The 18,131-nt window shown below is 47.5% G+C and carries 11 protein-coding genes; 5 read left to right on the top strand and 6 right to left on the bottom strand.

Annotated elements, in window-relative coordinates; translation table 11 throughout:
* Positions 1-43 precede the first annotated feature (43 nt).
* The gene (locus H608_RS0106915; protein ID WP_028787035.1) at positions 44-5,809 is read left to right on the top strand and encodes a carboxypeptidase-like regulatory domain-containing protein; all 5,766 of its coding nucleotides are present in this window, start codon (positions 44-46) and stop codon (positions 5,807-5,809) included.
* Between the two features lie 93 nt (positions 5,810-5,902).
* Here H608_RS0106915 and H608_RS0106910 read toward each other — a convergent pair whose 3' ends face one another.
* The 5 genes from H608_RS0106910 to H608_RS0106885 form a co-directional block, all read right to left on the bottom strand.
* Positions 5,903-7,003 (bottom strand): hypothetical protein, encoded by a 1,101-nt coding sequence (locus H608_RS0106910; RefSeq protein WP_038007605.1) that lies wholly within the window; start codon positions 7,001-7,003, stop codon positions 5,903-5,905.
* Entirely contained in the window at positions 6,993-7,793 is an 801-nt protein-coding gene (locus tag H608_RS0106905) for a helical backbone metal receptor (RefSeq protein ID WP_028787033.1), read from the bottom strand. The genes H608_RS0106910 and H608_RS0106905 overlap by 11 nt, the downstream gene beginning before the upstream one ends.
* Before the next feature lie 681 nt (positions 7,794-8,474).
* Positions 8,475-9,833, bottom strand: coding sequence for a pyridoxal-phosphate dependent enzyme (locus H608_RS0106895; protein ID WP_028787032.1), 1,359 nt, complete (start codon positions 9,831-9,833; stop codon positions 8,475-8,477).
* A gap of 75 nt (positions 9,834-9,908) precedes the next feature.
* The gene (locus tag H608_RS0106890; RefSeq protein WP_155990078.1) at positions 9,909-10,424 is read right to left on the bottom strand and encodes an anti-sigma factor family protein; all 516 of its coding nucleotides are present in this window, start codon (positions 10,422-10,424) and stop codon (positions 9,909-9,911) included.
* A gap of 17 nt (positions 10,425-10,441) precedes the next feature.
* The gene (locus tag H608_RS0106885; RefSeq protein WP_028787030.1) at positions 10,442-11,026 is read right to left on the bottom strand and encodes an RNA polymerase sigma factor; all 585 of its coding nucleotides are present in this window, start codon (positions 11,024-11,026) and stop codon (positions 10,442-10,444) included.
* 318 nt (positions 11,027-11,344) lie between these two features.
* Between H608_RS0106885 and H608_RS21540 the strand changes: the two genes are divergently transcribed.
* Entirely contained in the window at positions 11,345-11,785 is a 441-nt protein-coding gene (locus tag H608_RS21540) for a DUF6249 domain-containing protein (protein WP_051268105.1), read from the top strand.
* A gap of 241 nt (positions 11,786-12,026) precedes the next feature.
* Here H608_RS21540 and H608_RS0106875 read toward each other — a convergent pair whose 3' ends face one another.
* Positions 12,027-13,616 carry a S41 family peptidase gene (locus tag H608_RS0106875; RefSeq protein WP_028787029.1) on the bottom strand — a complete coding sequence of 530 codons (1,590 nt, stop codon included), beginning with the start codon at positions 13,614-13,616 and terminating at the stop codon, positions 12,027-12,029.
* A 111-nt stretch (positions 13,617-13,727) separates the two neighbouring features.
* On the opposite strand from H608_RS0106875, the gene H608_RS0106870 reads away from it, so the two are divergent.
* From H608_RS0106870 to thrA, 3 genes are all read left to right on the top strand, one after another.
* A complete protein-coding gene (locus H608_RS0106870) occupies positions 13,728-14,570 on the top strand; it encodes an N-acetylglucosamine kinase (RefSeq protein ID WP_038007527.1) in 843 nt (280 codons plus the stop codon).
* An 18-nt stretch (positions 14,571-14,588) separates the two neighbouring features.
* Positions 14,589-15,401 (top strand): N-acetylmuramic acid 6-phosphate etherase, encoded by an 813-nt coding sequence (murQ, locus tag H608_RS0106865; protein ID WP_028787027.1) that lies wholly within the window; start codon positions 14,589-14,591, stop codon positions 15,399-15,401.
* Between the two features lie 281 nt (positions 15,402-15,682).
* Complete coding sequence (gene thrA / locus H608_RS0106860) at positions 15,683-18,127, top strand: bifunctional aspartate kinase/homoserine dehydrogenase I (RefSeq protein ID WP_028787026.1); 2,445 nt, start codon at positions 15,683-15,685, stop codon at positions 18,125-18,127.
* The last annotated feature ends 4 nt before the right edge of the window (positions 18,128-18,131 follow it).

The following is an 18,131-nucleotide window of genomic DNA, read 5'->3' as shown; positions in this document are numbered from 1 at the left end:
GTAATCCGTGCGGACGGCACATCCTTTCCCCAAACCATCTGCTATGCGCCGATTAGCCGTATTCATTTTCCTGCTTGTTTCCCTACCTGCAATAGCGCAGCAACCACTTTCCAAGGCACGCAGGTCAGGCTGGCAGACGCTGATCTATCGCATACCAGCCGATACTGCGGAAAAGTATATCCGGAAAACGGTTGTTTACCCGGAGCGCTATCTTTCCCAAACACCCTTTGCTACCGTGTTAAGCGATACGTTTAAAGCGGAGACATTGCCGGTGGGTACTTACCTCATCGTTTCCGCTGCCAATAATCAGCTCGTTACCGAAGTATACTGTAAGAGTAATCTTGCAGCCATGCCACACAATGACCGGCACCGGGTTTTGCTGGAAGTCAGGAATGAACGGACAGGGCAATATATCAGCAATGCAGTGGTAACCGTAAAGGGTAAACCGGCACCATACAATAGAGCTGCGAAAGCCTATCGCATAACAAGCAGCAAACCCGGCGATGCATTGATCAAAGTGACAGTACCCGGTGATACGCTGCTGGTCGATCTGGTGAATAACGAAGATGATCCGCCGCGCGTATGGTCGCAATGGTGGAAAAATTTCGGTAACGGCCGCGCCGGAAAGGTTGTTTCATGGCCCATCATAAAATTGAAAAGGGTGTTTGCCGGCTCAGGTAAATACCGGCACAGGTCCAACAAAAACGCGAACGCCGGCACCGGGTATGTCTTGTTCAATCAGCCTAAATACAAACCGCAGGACACGGTTAAGCTAAAAGCCTATATCCTGAACCGCAAATGGAAACCGCTTAAAGGAGCGCTTGATATTTATATCCAATACTACGACAAGCAATACATCGATAAGAAACTCGCCACCTTGAAATCCGCTACGGATGGTGCTTATATCTATGAGTTCCTTCCGGGCGATTCTTTGCCGGGCGATAAACAATACACGATCGTTTTTAAAACGGCAAAAGGACAGCGGCTGCTTTCGGGTGGTTTCAAAATAGAAGATTATGTGCTGGATGAAGTAGCTTCTTACAAATTACGCGCAGGCAAAGAGGTTTATACAAGACGCGACACGCTCAGCATTTTTGCCGCAGCGAAAGATGTGAACGGACTGGCCGTGATGGATGGACGCGTTAAATTTTATGTGTTAGCGGGCCAGATCAACAACTGGTATACCGATCGCGAATTTGTACCCGATACGCTCTGGCGCGATGAGAAACCTTTGGACGTGAATACGGAAACGCGTTTTGATTTTCCGCTGAACGCAATACCGGCAGTTGACATGCAGTTGGAACTGGTGGCGGAGTTTCGCAACAGCAACAACGAACTGGAGGAGAAAAGCGAAACGGTCAGCTTCCTGCACCAACAACATACCATCGATGTAAAACTGAAAGGCAAACGGCTGATCGCTCATTACCTGAAAGAAGGTGAATCTGTGCCGGCATCCGGTTTTGTTAAGAAGAAGGAGAGAAAAACAACCGATGTTATTGCATTTCCCTACGAAACAGACATCGATCCTTATACAAGCGCTTATTTATTTACAACGATAGCAGGCGATGACAGAAGAGTGATCCGCGAAACATTTGAACCGGAGAGCTATCAGCTTGTATTCAACCGCATTCAGCAACATGATACGGCAGGTTTTACACTGGACAACCCAAACCGGATACCGGTTCATTATACTATTTTGAATAATAATAAAGTAGTGAATTACGGTGCTGACAGCGCAGCGGTTATTACCGGAAAAATTATAATCCCGACGGGCAAAATCTACACGTTAAAATGGTCGTACTGGTGGGGTGGTGAAGAAAGAACCGGCATGCAAAGTCTTGCGCGATTGGATAAAATTTTACAGGCAGATATCAGCGGTGCCAGCACTATTTATCCCGGACAAACCGATACCCTTAAAGTAAAAGTGAGAGACTATCTCGATAGAAAAGCCGGCAATGTAAACCTCACGGCGCTCAGCTATAACGGTCAGTTCGGTGATAATATCCGTGTACCGGAACCGCCGTATCTGAGAAAATACAGGTGGCGTGGACAGATATTATTGGGCAATTATGAAACGGAAGAAACCGGCCTCATCCTGCGCCATCCATTGGGGAAAAATACAGGCTGGATCAAAAAGCTTTCATTGGATACAATGGCCTACTACAAGCTATTGTTTCCTGAAAAACCGTATCGGTCGGAAGCCACGCTGATCTCGGATTTTACACCACAACTGGCTGTATATGCCGTGCAAAAAGGTATTCCGCAGGAAATATATTTATTGTACCTCAACCGCCAACTCGCTTATTACAATGGCGTTACCGATAAATCTGTTTATGCTTTTCCCGTGGCGCCGGGTTATGTGCAGATCGGAATTCGTTTGCGTAATAAATATATCCAGATCGACAGCGTTTACATGCAGCCTTATTATAAGCAGGATATAGCTTTTGATCTCGACAACCTGCCTGCCAATGCACAGGTAAAAGAAATGCCGGATGCTTATACCGGTAATGAACGGCTGCAGATCGAGACCTCCATCTGGCAATTGCAAAATGATTCCCGTACCAACAACGCTTTTGTATGGCAGCGGCACAAACTGGTATACATCGGTTATGGCAGGCCGCACCTGATCGGCCCATTTTTGCCGGGAGAAAATTTACAATATTACAAGCCCGATGATTTTGCTTTTAGTTTTCCCTTTGAAGTGGGTTATGAGTATAAACTTACACCCGGCATTGCACGACTGGAAAAGAAACGCATATTGGGCAATGAGGAAAAAGTGAACCTTCCGGTTGTTGCCAATACGGCATGGCCATTGGGAGATACGATTGTTGCACCGCCGGCAATGCGATTGGCTGCGCCCAGACCACGTATAGCACGGTTACGAGCGAATGATTATTCTTACCGGTCATCACGCAATCCGGATGACAACGGCAAGATGTTGGTAAAAATGCCAAAGGATTCTTCGTTTCAATACGGCATTCTTTATAACGTAGCTGAACCTGATGATCCGAAAATAAGAAGGTATGATTTCAACCGGTACACGCAATTGAAACACGGCCTTTATAGTCTCGTCCTGGTTACCCCGAGTGGCAATTTTGCGGTGTACAATAATCTTGATATCAAACCCGGAGGCACCTTGTGCGTGAAAGTAGATTCGGTGCGCTACGATTCAACGAACACCTATGTTGCAGCTTTGCTCAGACAGTATGAAGTGGAAGACAGCATGGCGGTCGAGTATGCAAGACGGGAAGCTGCAGGAAAACCAAAACCGGAACCACAGTTGATTTTACCGCGCGGATCAGCCAGGATAAAAGGCGTGGTGGTGGATGCAAAAGGTCATAAGCCGGTTTTCAATGCATCCGTTTATCTTAAAGGATACCGGGGAGGCACTGTAACGCGTGAAGGCGGAAGATTTGTGATCGACAGTATAAGCCCCGGAAAATATGTATTAGTTGTGGCGGCAGTCGGGTACATTAGTTACGAAAGGGAGGTAAAAATAGAACTTGTTTATACCGATGACATGACGGTTAGTCTTGAAGTCAGCGACGGCGCTCTGGATGAGGTGGTGGTAACCGGATACGGAGCACAAAGAAGAATGTCCGTTACAGGAGCGGTGTCGGTTGTGTCTTCCGAACAACTGTTGCAGGGAAGAATACCGGGTGTAGACGTTGGGACGCCGGGAAGTTCATCTCAAATCACGATCCGGGGCATTTCATCGATCAACGGCAATCAAAAGCCATTGTACGTGATCAACGGCATCATGATGGAGGAGCTGCCTGCCAATATGGACCTGTCAAATGCACAGATGAACATATTAAAAGGGGCGGCGGCCTCTGCCTTATATGGCGACAGAGCGGTCAATGGTGTGATCGTCATCACGACCGCTGATTTCCAAACAGGCATCCGGGAGAAATTCAGAGACTATGCGTTCTGGCAACCCAACCTGATCACGGATGAGAACGGCGAAGTTTCCTTTACCGTTACCTATCCCGATAATATTACCGGCTGGCACACCTATGTAGTGGGCATGGATAAAAAACGACGCATCGTTAAAACTGGTATGTTCGTTAAATCATTCAAACCGGTATTGGCACAATTGTCCACCCCGCAATTCTTAACGGAAGGAGACTCGGCAGTTCTTATTGGCAAAATGATCAACTACACGACCGATGACGTGTTGTTGCAGACTTCGTTTGAATGGAATGGCCAAAACAAAAATTTACCTAACACATCGCTGAAAGCAAATGCTTCGGTAATAGAAGAATTGCCCATCGCCATTGCCACCGCCGATACTGTATCGGCGCGCTTTGAGATCAGCACTGCCAACGGCTACAGTGATGGAGAGCTGCGCCGCATTCCCGTTGTGCGCAAAGGCACTGTGGAGGCAAAAGGTGATTTCCGGACGCTTGGGAAAGACACGGCATTTTCTTTTATACCGTTGGCTGATGCAGCACAAGTGGAGATATACGCGCAGAATAATACACTCGATGTATTACTCGATGAAATAGAAAAACTGAAAGAGTATCCTTACTACTGCATGGAGCAAACCGCTTCCAAATTGACCGGACTGGCCATGGAACAGAAAATAAGAGCCACCTTAAAACAGCCTTTTAAGCATGAAAAAGAAATGCAGCAGTTGCTCAACCGGCTGCAAAAATCGCAGCGCTTTGAAGGCAGTTGGGGCTGGTGGCAGAATGGCGTGACCAATGCCGTCATCACGAATTATGTTACAAGAGCCTTGTTGCCATTCCGCAGTCAACCGTTGATCGAAACCAACGTGCGCAACGCACTGCTTTACTTGCAAAACAATCTGCGGCTGATGGACCGTTATGCACTGCTCGACGCATTGTACACCATGAGCGAGGCCAAACACGAAGGTGAATATGCTTCCTGGCTGGCGAAAATTCCGTTTGACTCGATCAGCCTGCATCAGCAATGGCAGATGGTGAAAATCGAACAGGCACAACAATTACCATATAAGGCACATCTTGAATCACTCATACGTAAACAAATTCGCACGATGCTCGGCGGATTGCATTGGGGAGCGGATTCTTATAATTGGAGTGCCAATGCGGTAGCCAGCACCGTACTTGCATTTAAAGTGCTGGAAAAAGAAAAAGGGTATGAAAACGAGCTGAATGCTATCATCCAGTATTTTCTCGAGCGCAGAAAGTCAGGCCGATGGGTCAACACGGTTGAATCGGCCACGATTGTTTCTGCGATCCTGCCGCGATTGCTGCAAGAACAGCAAGATTTTACATCAAAGACTACACTGGAAATACAGGCGGGCACTACCATCCGCACAACTGAATTTCCTTTTAAAACAGCGATAACCCAACCCGCAACACCGATCGGTATACGCAAGATTGGCGGCGGCCTGTTATACCTGACCTGCTATCAGCGCATTTTTAATACCCAACCCGAACCGGTAACGGATAAATTCCAGGTAGCATCCTGGTTTGAACGAAGCGGCCGCCCGGTAGGGGAATTGAAAGCCGGTGAACGCGTGATATTGCACGTGAAAGTGACGGTGAATGAAGACGCTGATTATGTACAACTGGAAATTCCCATACCGGCTGGTTGTACCTATGGCAACAAACCACAAAACTGGATCAATCATGCCGAATACCTGAAAGATAAAGCAGTCATTTTCATCGAGCGCATGACCAAAGGTGAGCACCGTTTTCAGCTTGAGCTCGAGCCGCGTTACAGTGGTGTATACCACCTGAATCCCGTGCGCGCAGAACTCATGTATTTCCCTACATTCTTTGGAAGAAACGAAATGAAGCAAACGACCATTGATAAATAATTTGCCTGCTTGTAGTAACTTAAAACCCAATACCTAAAACCTAATACTTAATACTTAGTACTTAATACTTAGTACTTATGACCTTACTACTTACTACTTATTCTTAAGCCGGCGTGTTTTTTCCTGGATCAACAGGAGGTTGTCTTTCAACATGAGTTTGAGGTGGACCTTTAATATCTGTCCCATTGAACGGCAGCGGTCGAAAGCATTGGTGTTAAAATACGCATTCAGTTCCTGACGCAGGTTGTCGGTTTTTTCCGGCGTGGAAATGATATCGCGCGACATGATATTGAAAAGATCCATCAAGCGGAATCTTGAAGCAGCCACACGGAAAGCCATGGCCGAACGTTCTTCCGCCTGGTATTGGTCGATCGATTCTTTGTTGAGCTGCTGCAGTGTCATTTGCACCAGCGGATTATTTTCCTTGAAGAATTGCGGAAGATACATGTTCTTCCGTCCCTCATATACCTGCTGATCGAAGTCGATGGCGCGGATGCGGTATTGATAGTCTTCGATATCAGGCGTTACCTCCACCACGAAATTATAACTGCGCATATCGCCGAGCAACCGTACGAAGCAACGTTCATTGAACTTTACGAATTCTTTCGCGAGACGTGTTTTGTTGGTTTCCGGTTTGCCGAGTTCCTGTTTAATAAACACATCGCCCGGAATACCGGGAATATGTTCTTCCACCAGCGTTGACCCATGTGTAAAAAAAGTGATCCGGTTGGGCGAAAGAATGTGTTCCAGCTCCAAACCGTAAATGCGCGAGGCATCGGTGATCTTGATATAGTAGTGGTCGTAATTGGCGTTGAATTTATTGACGATGCGGATGCGGAAAGGCATGGAGTTGCCGAATGTGCAATAGTCGATGCGCGCCACATCCAACTGATCGATAAAGGTGAGATCTCCTTCTGTTTTTAATACCGCGTAAATGCGCACGAGCCCTTCACGCAGATATTCCCAGTCGCGCGTATCGTAGATCGCTTTTTCCCAATGCGTGGGATTGCCTTGTTTGTCTTTTATCGGAATGGTCCAGGTAAAGTTCAGCAGATCACGGTGGGCGACGGGCAAGGTCACTTCCCGCCCGTGATATTTGAGGTAGTTGTTGAGCGGCACACTAACCGGATACAGGAATTTCTTGCGCGACGGCCGGTCACTTTCTTTTAATTCCACATTGTTTTTATGTTCCATGAACCCCATTCGCTGCCTGGCTGATTTGTTGCTGCAAGATAGAAAAATAAGCGGGAGCCTGTAGCAGGCGGCTGCCGTACCAGCTAAACAGTTCGCCGTCAACCAGCAGGCAGGTGCGCCCGGCGCGCTGAAATGTCTCGAGGTGTTGCGGACGGAAAGGGTAGGGCTCGGAAGAAAAAAGAAAAACTTCGGCATTGCTGTTGAGCAGTGCTTCTTCAGACACGGCGGGATAGCGGTTTTGCGAAGCAAAAACATTTTCAAAACCTGCGTGTGTCAGCATGTCGTTAATGAAGGTATCGCCACCGGCCACCATATAAGGTTCTTTCCAGATCAGGTAAGCTGCTTTTTTCGGAGGAAAGGAGGCCAGTTTTGCAAATGCAGTTGCGATCTTATCCGCTAGTTGCCCGGCGGGTTGTCCGCGATCGGTGATGATGCCGATGTCGCGGATCATGGAAAGCGCTGAGGGGAGATCGTTCACATCGCTCACCCAGACGGGAAATTCCGCGGCCAGCGCTTCCACTTGTTCTTTTACATTTTCTTCTTTATTGGCGATAATCAGATCGGGAGCGAGTGCGCGCACACGGTCGGGATGTACCTGTTTGGTACCACCAATACGCGTTTTGGTGCGAAACCAGTTTTCCGGATGCACACAGAATTTGGTAATGCCCACCACCTGCTCGTCCAGGTTCAACGCCGCCAGTAACTCGGTTTGTGAGGGCACCAACGAAACAATCCGTTGCACAGGACGTGATAATACAACGAGGCTGCCGGTTTGATCAGTTACCTGCATAGGGCAGTTTTCGGGCAAATTACGTTACAATAAGAATAAGGAAAAATGGGGGACGAATGCGGAAGATAAAAGACCGGCTGAAAATCACCGCGCCTCCTGCTAAAAGTTGATTTTAGCAGGAGGGGTTCCGGAATTAAAATAATCTTTTCATGGATTTGGACACGGTGACTAAAGAACTGTCTTCAAGGAAAGGATCGGACGATTTTTCGTCTGGAATTGGATTTTTTGGTCTTTCTGGATTTGGACTGGTTTTTCTTCGGTCTTGGATTTCAATCTTTGGTTTTTCGGATGTTGGATAAGTCTTTCTTCGGTAATTGGATTTTTCTGGACTATTTTCTAAGAACGGGTTTCAAAAGGAAAGAAGTTGACTGATACTGGATTTTTACTGGTTTTTCGGATACTTGGTTTTTACTTGGATGGTTTTAATTCATTTGGAATTGGACTTCAGATTAGATTGATAATTAGTAATCAATCAACTTCTGATACAAAAATAGTTATGTAATCTTTAACACCATAGAGCATTATTGCTCGATTTTTTTGCATCAGTAATTCCCACATCCGGGCGTAAAGAACCGATTTAGCGGGGTGATTATACCCCCTTGTGTTACCGTATTTTTACGAAAAAAGCCTTCCGGGAACGTTATCGGAAGGCTTTTTCTGCTTATTGTGTATCCGTATTAGTTATTTTCCTAATGCGTGAAGTATGTCGTACTTGGTTACAATGTGGTAACTTCCTGCCTCATCTTTCGCCAAAACCGCGCCATTTCCCTTGTTGATAAGCGGACTCAATTTCTCTACCGCTGTATCAAACGCCACCACCGGCAAGGGCGCTTCCATCACGTCTTTCACGGAGGAATGTTTGAGGTCCGGATTATCGAATATCTTCTGAAACAGACCGCCTTCGCTGATGGAACCTGCCACAGTATTCTCAACAATTACCGGAATGTGTTCAATATCATACTTTTTCATCAGTTCCACGGCTTCGGCAATGGTCTGATCGGGCGTGAGGCTGATCAGGCGTTGTGAACCACGTGCGCTAACCACATCTTTAAATGTTTTTACATCGAGGAAACCTCTTTCGATCATCCACTGATCATTGTAAATTTTACCTACGTAGCGGCTGCCATGGTCGTGGAAAATGGCCACTACCAAATCGTCGGCCTTCAGTCTGCTTTTCAACTGGGTGAGTCCCTGGAAACAACTGCCGGCGCTGTAACCGCAAAACAGACCTTCTTCTTTGGCCAGGCGGCGGGCCATCACCGCGCCGTCCTTATCGGTCACCTGCTCGAAGAGATCGATCACGCTCATATCGTAGTTCTTCGGCACAAAGTCTTCACCAAAACCTTCGCTGATATAGGGATGAACTTCGGTCATGTCTACCTCTCCGGTATTGAAGTATTTTGTGAGCAAAGAACCATAAACATCTATAGCCCAAATCTGTATGTTCGGATTTTTTTCTTTCAGGTATTGTGCTGTTCCGGTGATGGTGCCGCCGGTTCCGGCCGTGCATACCAGGTGAGTGATCTTGCCATCGGTCTGTTTCCAGATTTCCGGGCCGGTGGTTTCGTAGTGGGCAAGACGGTTGGCCAGGTTGTCGTACTGGTTCATGTGGTAGGAATTGGGAACTTCCTTTGCCAGTCTTGCCGCCACGCTGTAGTAACTGCGCGGATCTTCGGGCATCACGTTGGTCGGGCATACGATCACCTCGGCACCTACAGCCTTCAGGATATCTGCTTTTTCCTTGGATTGTTTATCAGTGGTTACGAAAATGCATTTGTAGCCTTTAACAACGGCGGCGAGTGCGAGGCCCATGCCGGTGTTGCCGCTGGTGCCTTCGATGATGGTGCCGCCGGGTTTGAGTTTACCTTCCTGTTCGGCCACTTCCACCATTTTCAGTGCCATGCGGTCTTTGATCGAATTGCCGGGGTTGAAGTAATCAACTTTCGCCAGGACAGTACAGGGAAAGTCGCGGGTTATTTTGTTGAGACGGATCAGGGGCGTGTTGCCAATCGTTTCGAGTATGTTGTTTTTTATATCCATTGCTTAGGCTTTTGGCCGGGGCAAAGGTAAGTTTTTGGGCTAATTTGGTAATTTGAAGATTTGAAAGTGTGATAATCAGAAGCCACCCGATTGATGTTTCCTTCTTTTATTGGCCAGGAAGCGGTCAAGGAAAAAGAGACCCAGAATGATGTTCAGCAACAGGAAACCATTCACCAGGTTGTCACTGAAGATATTGCTGATATCGATATTGTCGAGTTTGGCGAGGGGTTTAAACTCTTTAACAGGTGCTGAATTGTCTTTCCAGTTCATTTGTCCGAACCCGTAAGCAAGCGTAGCGGCGATGATGGTACCCAGGAATATACCGATGGCCCAGATGATCCGTTTATTTATATAGGACTGCGCGGCCGGCGCAATTTGCTGCCGGGTGATTTCTTCCATCACATTTTTAGTAAAACGCAGGGAGGGAAGTTCCGGTTCCTGCGCAAGCAACTGCTGCATTTCCTTTACCTCAAGGAATATACGCTGCCATTCCGGATCGGTGTCCAGGTGTTGTTGCACGGCTGCTTTTTCATCGTGGGAACAAGTGCCCTCGACAAAATTCCAGATGCGTAATTCAATATTTTCCTTCATATCCATCGCTCGTTAATTTAAAATGAGGATAAATCTTTTATCTCTCGCGGAAAATGTTGCACCATTTTTTCTTTCAATCGCGTTCGTGCGCGGTGTAGCCTCACTTTGGCAGCATTGGGTTCTATCCCTAAGATACGACCAATTTCGTCAAGGCTTTGTTCTGCCTGGTAGTACAACGTAAGTATGGTTGAATCGTCTGTGTTCAGCAAGCCATAAGCGCGCCGGAGCAGTTCGTTCTTTGTTTTTATTTCGATGCCGGGTATGCCGGTGGTGCTTAATTGCGAAGCGGCTTCCTGTATGCCCGGTTGATCGAGTGAATGAACCGGTTGTTGTTTGCGCCGCAAAAAACTCAGGCAGGTCGTGCGCGCAATCGTGTAGAGCCAGGTGCTGAAGCGGGCCTCGCCGCGGAAATCGGCGAGTGAGCGGTAGGCCTTGATAAAAACATCCTGTGCTACTTCTTCGGCATCTTCACGATTGGGCACGTAGCGGAGCACCAGGGTAAAAACATAACCCTGGTAATGTTGAACAATTACCGCATAAGCCTGTTGGTCGCCCGCCTTTACACGGGCAATCAACTCGTTATCATTCACACCTGTAGACATCTGCGGATTTAGACGCGGGTTGATAAATTATGGTTACAGAGAAATAATTTGAAAATTTGATAATTTGAAAATTTGGTGATTTGATGCTGAAGCTTCCGAATTGAAAGTGAAAATAAGAAATGCGCATGAGCAGGCAATAAAGCAATAAGTGAATGGTAAATAGGATATTAGGCTCCTGTTATCACTTATGACTTATTACTTATTACTTAAAACCGGCTGTTTTGACTTTTTACTTTTTGAATTTTTAATTGTTTTCGTGTAACCACACGAAAACCCGCGTAGTCTTACCTCTAAACAATCACTTTTAAACGATAAGATATGAATCCCGGAGCAGCAATAGTACTCATGTGTATGTTTGTTGGTGCTTTTGCCACCATTTTTGGAATCTTTTACCTTAAAACACGTCAAAACCTCGCCATGATCGAAAAAGGAATGAATCCCCGCTTGCGGATAGAGCGCCCGACTCCTTACAGAAATATGCGCTGGGCGATGTTGCTGATCGGCGCAGGGCTTGGGTTGTTCCTGGCTTTTCTGCTCGACCGCCATATTTTGCCACAGCAATACAATGAATTTAACGGTAGACGTTATGTGGACAGAGATGCAAATGTTGCCATCTATTTCGCCCTTATAGCTGTCTGCGGTGGCCTGGGCCTCGTTGTATCGTATTTCCTGGAAAAGAAATGGTGGGATAAAATGTATGAAAAAGAACAGGCATTATACCCCCAAACCCGTGTGGAAGACGCTTCGGAAGTTCTTTAACTTAGGGATGAGTTAAGACGGAGCGCTTCCGCACAGGTACAATTCAAAAGTAAAAAAGCCCGGTCATTGCATCTGCATTGGCCGGGCTTTTGTCAATAGGTGAGTACGTGAATGGTGAATGGTCAATCGTCAATGAAAAGATAGTAGGCTCGAAAATACCGGCCTCAAACTTTATACCTTACACCTTACACCTTATACCTTACACCGGCTGTTTCACTTATAACTTAGCACTTAAAACTTATTACTTCTTCACCAGCTCCAACGCTTTACGAAACGCCACATCTTCATTATTCATCACCTGGTAATAACCACTTGTACGCCATCTGAACCGTGCCAGGTTTGCTTCCAGGCGAAAACGCAGACTTTCCTGCTGACGCGCATTCAATTGCGAGGCCTGCACAGAATCCTTTGCCATATAAGTCGTGAACTGCGACCACATATTATCCAGTTGATTGAATTCACGGATATATTGTCCCGCATTTTTATAACCGTCGAGAATGTTTTTATGCGCGAGGTAATATTGATACACGAAGCTTTCAAATCTTCCGCTGATAAAGATATTGTTGATGCGTGCGGGATAAGTGGCCGTATCCAATGCCACAAATTCATTCGGCATGATCCCGCCACCGCCATACACGATCTTTCCGCCCGGTGTGCGGTACTGCGGACCGTGGTTGATCTTGTTGGAGTCGGCAGAGAACATCTCGCCATTTGAATAGCGTTTCCATACCTCATCCATATAATCTTTTTTGCCATGATCATACGGGCGCTGGATGCTGCGGCCAAGTGGTGTATAATAACGTGCCACCGTAAGGCGAAGCGCCGCTCCGTTGCTCAGGGGATATTGTTCCTGCACCAGTCCCTTGCCAAATGTACGTCTGCCAACGATCGTTGCCCTGTCCCAATCCTGCAGCGCACCCGCGAGTACTTCACTGGCACTGGCCGAGGTTTCATCTACCAATACCACCAGCTTGCCGGTTTCAAATAAACCCGGACGACGGGCTTTGTATTCACGTTTCGGATTATTGGCGCCTTGTGTATACACGATCAATTTATCACCACTTAAAAATTCATCGGCCATTTCCACCGCTTCATTCATATATCCGCCCGTGTTGCCACGCAGATCGAAGATCAGGCTCGTCATACCTTCTTTCTTCAGTTGTTCGAGCGCCGGCATAAATTCTTCATAAGAGGTTTCGGTAAACTTCGTCAGTTTCATGTAACCCGTCGTGGCATCCACCATGTAATAGGCTTCGAGCGATGGCACGGGAATGCTGCCGCGGGTTACTTCTTTTTTCAGTCGTTGTGTACCGCGGAGGATATCGAGGATCACTTTTGATCCGCTGCGTCCGCGGATCAGCTGACGGATTTTTTCACTGGTGATACCACGTCCGGTCAGCAATGAATCGTCCACGCGCAATAGTTTGTCGCCGATCTCCAGTCCTGCTTTTTCACTCGGACCACCAGGCATTACATATAATACATTGACGGTATCACTGAATATATTGAACTGCACACCGATGCCTTCGAAGTTGCCGGCCAGGTCTTCATTAGCGGCTTTGAGCTCAACAGGCGGAAGGTATACCGAATGCGGATCCAGTTCAGACATCATATCCTGAATAGCGCCGGATTGAATGGAATCGAGATTAACGGAGTCAACATAGCGGGAACGGATCAGATCCAACGCTTCCTGGAGGGAAGTGTGTTTATCTGTTTTAAAGAAGCCGTTCGAACTGCCTTTGTTGCCCAGTCTGTATCCGAAAAACATCCCCAGAATCATGACCACCGCAAACAGAAGAGGCAGCCAAACCTGCAATTTTTTAGTTCCCATCGTCTAACTTTACTGAAATTTGTCGCAAAATATATAAAAGTTTATAGTTTGCAGTTCCTCGTTTGTGTTTTATCATTGCAAACCTTTCATTACTAACGACAATATCTATAAATGTCTTCCATAAAACTCATAGCCGACAGCGGAGCCACAAAAGCAGAATGGAGCCTTGTGAACGGGGGGAAAGTTAAAACGATCAATACCCAGGGAATCAGTCCCTACTTTCTCAATACCGAGCAGATCCGTGACCTCCTGCTGAAGGAACTGTCCCCTAAACTCAAAAATGTACAGGTAGACGAGATCTATTATTATGGTACGGGTTGCGCCAATCCTGACAATGTAAAACTGATTAAAAAGGCATTAAAACATGTATTCCCGGACGCTTACATGGAAGTAACGCACGACCTGATGGCCGCTGCCCGTGCGCTGTGCGGACCGGATAAAGGTATCGCCTGCATCCTGGGCACCGGCTCCAACTCCTGTTATTATAATGGCAAAAAGATCATGCGCAACAGTCCCGGACTCGGATATGTGCTGGGAGATGAGGGCAGTGGAGCTTATTTAGGCCGCAAAGTCCTGCAATATTATTTATACGGCACATTTGACGATGAATTACGCGGCAGGTTTGACCTCACGTACATGACCAATGCCACGGAAATACTCGAAAACGTTTATAAAAAGCCCTTACCGAACCGTTATCTGGCAGGATTTACTTACTTCCTTGCAGAAAACCGCGGTCATTATATGATAGAAAATATCATCGAAGACGGGCTTAATGACTTTTTCTTCACACATTTGTGTAAATACCGCGAAACATGGAAACTTCCTGTGAACTTCGCGGGCAGTGTCGCTTACGGATTCCGCGATGTGCTGGCCCAGCTTTGCCAGAGCTATGAATTCGAATTGGGAAAAGTATTGCAGAAACCCATGAGCGGCCTTATTGCTTATCACCGTTAAACAGAACTTGGATCATTTATGGCATTTGAAAAAATTACAGAACAGCCCAGCCAATACCGCCATCTCGAAAAAATGTCGATCGCTTCGCTGCTTACCAACATCAATAAAGAAGACCAGGTAGTGCCACAGGCCGTAGCGAAAGCCATTCCCCAGATTGAAAAATTAGTTGAAGTTGTCAGTGATAAAATGCTGATGGGCGGCCGCCTTTTTTATATCGGCGCCGGCACCAGCGGACGTCTCGCTGTTGTAGACGCAAGTGAATGTCCTCCCACTTACGGCGTTCCTTACGGACTTGTGGTGGCCGTTATCGCCGGCGGCGAAAAAGCGATCACGACCGCCGTTGAATTTGCAGAAGACGACCGCGAACAGGGATGGAAAGACCTCGACGTGCATGGCATCAATGAAAAAGATGTGGTAATCGGTATCGCCGCAAGCGGCGCCACACCTTACGTTATCGGCGCATTAGACGAATGCCGCAAACGCGGCATCGTTACGGGAAGTATTTCCTGCAACCCCGATACACCCATCAGCGCAGCAGCCGACTTTCCGATAGAAGTAGTAGTGGGCCCCGAATTTGTTACAGGCAGCACACGCATGAAAAGCGGCACCGCACAAAAACTCGTATTAAATATGATCTCTACATCGGCCATGATACAACTCGGCAGAGTAGAAGACAATAAAATGGTGAACATGCAACTAACGAACGATAAGTTGGTTGACAGAGGCACACGCATGCTGATGGAAAGAATTCAGCTCGAAGATTACGAAGAAGCCAAAGCATTGTTATTAAAATACGGAAGCGTAAAAAAAGCAGCAGAATCTTTTGCCTGAGCTGTTGTTTATTAAACTTTAGCTTGTATCTTGTACCACGTTAATACAATAGTGGTACGCAACAATCAACATATCATTTTCTCAATAGCAGCTCTCCCGGCTGCTATTGTTGCTACCGGCACTATTACAACAACAACAATTATTACGATCCGCTAACGCGGATTGTACTTGTTCATACCACCCCAGGGGCAAATTTGCTGCAATCACCGACAAAGGTGTTCATCCCACAGCCCGTTTTTACGTACTCATTTTTTCAGCTCAATCTTTAATATCAAGCATACATGCAGGTCCTAAAATTTGGCGGTACTTCCGTAGCCAATGCAGAGAATATCAGTAAGGTCATTTCTATCGTTCAAGCTGCTGCGCAAAAAGATACAACAGTTGTTGTAGTGTCTGCGCTGGGTGGTGTTACCGATCTTCTACTCAACGCAGCCGCACTCGCTGCCGAAGGCAATGAAACATACAAGGAGAAATTAGTAACCATCGAACAACGGCACATGGATGCCGTCAAACAACTCATTCCCGTTGCCAGCCAGAGCCAGTTGCTCAGTCTCGTGAAAAAAAGCTGCAACGAAATAGAAGATATCTGCAGCGGAATTTTTCTCCTTGGAGAGTTGACCGCGCGCTCCCGCGACCGCATCGGCAGCTATGGCGAATGGTTGTCCTCACAGATCATTGCCGCAGCTTTCCGCGCGCTGGGAACCGCAGCGGAGTGGAAAGATTCACGTGAACTCATCACCACCAACTCCGCCTTCACACATGCCGAAGTTGATTTCACTGTTACCAATACAAAGATCGCAGCCTTCTTCACCGGCGATTATTCCCGTTTGTTCATTCTGCCCGGTTTTATTGCGGCCGATAAAAACAATATCACTACTACATTAGGCAGAGGCGGATCGGATTATACCGCCGCTATTCTTGCATCGGCATTGGCAGCCGACGTACTCGAAATATGGACAGACGTAAGCGGTATGATGACGGCCGATCCGCGTCTTACCGGCAATGCACGCATCATCCCCAGCATCACGTACCAGGAGGCGATGGAGCTTTCGCATTTCGGTGCCAAAGTGATTTACCCGCCAACCATTCAACCGGTGATGAACAAAGGCATTCCTGTGTGGATCAAGAATACCTTCGCGCCACAGGATCCCGGTACATTGATCGAATCATCGGCGGCACGCAACGGTGATATCGTACGCGGTATTTCCAGCATTAACAATATTGCCCTGCTGAGTCTCGAAGGCAGCGGCATGGTGGGAATTCCCGGGTTCTCCAAACGCCTGTTCGAAGCATTGAGCAGCGAAAAGATCAACGTTATCCTGATCACACAAAGCTCATCCGAACATTCGATCTGCGTGGCTGTGGATGCCGCTTCTGCCGCACGCGCCAAACAAGCCGTTGATGCCGTATTTGCCAACGAAATTGCTTTGCAGAAAGTTGACCCCCTGCTCATTGAATCGGATCTCTCCATCGTGGCATTGGTCGGCGAGAGCATGAAGAGCCACCCCGGTATCAGCGGTCGCATGTTCAGCGCCATGGGGCGCAACGGCGTTAACGTACGCGCCATTGCGCAAGGTTCCTCCGAAAAAAATATCTCAGCCGTAATCGCCACACGCGACGTGCGCAAAGCGATCAACGTTTTACACGAAGAGTTTTTTGAAACTACTTATAAACAGGTCAACCTCTTCATCGCGGGCACCGGTAATGTTGGTGCCAAACTCATCGGACAATTGCAGCAGCAGGCCGCTGTTTTGTCGCAACGCCTGCGCCTGCAGGTACGTGTAGCCGGATTGTCCAACAGCCGTCACCGGTTGATAAAAGAAGAAGGAATCGATTTAGGTAAATGGCGCGAAGAACTCGAAGCTGGTCAGCCTGCAGACATCGATCAGTTTGTGTCCGAAGCCATCGCGCGCAACCTGCGCAATTCCATCTTTGTGGATGTAACGGCCAATGAAAAGGTAGCTTCCGTGTATGATAAATTATTACAGAAAAGTATTTCCGTGGTTGCCTGCAACAAGATCGCGGCATCTTCAGCGTATGAAAATTACCAGCGCCTGAAAGAACTCGCCGGAGAATTCAACAGCCGTTTTCTTTTCGAAACCAATGTAGGCGCCGGTTTGCCGATCATCGGCACGCTCAATGATCTTACGCACAGCGGCGACCGTGTGCGCCGCATCGATGCCGTACTCAGCGGCACACTCAATTTTGTGTTCAATCACTACGACGGCAGCCGTCCGTTTGCAGAAGTGGTGCGCCAGGCCCAGGACGAAGGCTATACCGAACCCGATCCGCGCCTCGATCTCAGCGGCACGGATGTCATGCGCAAGATCATGATCCTCGCACGCGAAGCCGGTGAGAACATGGAAATGGAACAGATCACCAACAATTCTTTCCTGCCCGCGTCCTGCAATGAGGGAAGCGTGGAAGATTTTTACAAGGCATTGGCAAAAGAAGAACCGCATTTCCGCGCGTTGTATGAAGAGGCAAAGGCCAAAGGTTGTATTTTGAAGTTCGTGGCCAGCTTTGACCAGGGAAGCGCCTCCGTCGGCCTCCGTCATATCGATCCGGCACATGATCTTTATCATTTATATGGAAAAGACAACATCGTTTTATTTTATACCGATCGTTATACCGATCAGCCGATGGTGGTGAAAGGAGCGGGAGCCGGTGCAGCAGTAACTGCCAGCGGTGTGTTTGCCGATATCATCCGGGCCTGCAAATTGTAAAATT

Source organism: Terrimonas ferruginea DSM 30193, assembly GCF_000425585.1.
In the GTDB taxonomy this organism is placed as follows: Bacteria; Bacteroidota; Bacteroidia; order Chitinophagales; family Chitinophagaceae; genus Terrimonas; species Terrimonas ferruginea.
The sequence above is the reverse complement of the archived record's forward strand: the minus strand, read 5'-3'. Positions and strand labels throughout refer to the sequence as shown.

Coding starts and splice junctions, on each gene's coding strand:
- H608_RS0106915 (WP_028787035.1), top strand. CDS start 44: ATGCGCCGATTAGCCGTATTCATTTTCCTGCTTGTTTCCCTACCTGCA.
- H608_RS0106910 (WP_038007605.1), bottom strand. CDS start 7,003: ATGGAACATAAAAACAATGTGGAATTAAAAGAAAGTGACCGGCCGTCG.
- H608_RS0106905 (WP_028787033.1), bottom strand. CDS start 7,793: ATGCAGGTAACTGATCAAACCGGCAGCCTCGTTGTATTATCACGTCCT.
- H608_RS0106895 (WP_028787032.1), bottom strand. CDS start 9,833: ATGGATATAAAAAACAACATACTCGAAACGATTGGCAACACGCCCCTG.
- H608_RS0106890 (WP_155990078.1), bottom strand. CDS start 10,424: ATGAAGGAAAATATTGAATTACGCATCTGGAATTTTGTCGAGGGCACT.
- H608_RS0106885 (WP_028787030.1), bottom strand. CDS start 11,026: ATGTCTACAGGTGTGAATGATAACGAGTTGATTGCCCGTGTAAAGGCG.
- H608_RS21540 (WP_051268105.1), top strand. CDS start 11,345: ATGAATCCCGGAGCAGCAATAGTACTCATGTGTATGTTTGTTGGTGCT.
- H608_RS0106875 (WP_028787029.1), bottom strand. CDS start 13,616: ATGGGAACTAAAAAATTGCAGGTTTGGCTGCCTCTTCTGTTTGCGGTG.
- H608_RS0106870 (WP_038007527.1), top strand. CDS start 13,728: ATGTCTTCCATAAAACTCATAGCCGACAGCGGAGCCACAAAAGCAGAA.
- murQ (WP_028787027.1), top strand. CDS start 14,589: ATGGCATTTGAAAAAATTACAGAACAGCCCAGCCAATACCGCCATCTC.
- thrA (WP_028787026.1), top strand. CDS start 15,683: ATGCAGGTCCTAAAATTTGGCGGTACTTCCGTAGCCAATGCAGAGAAT.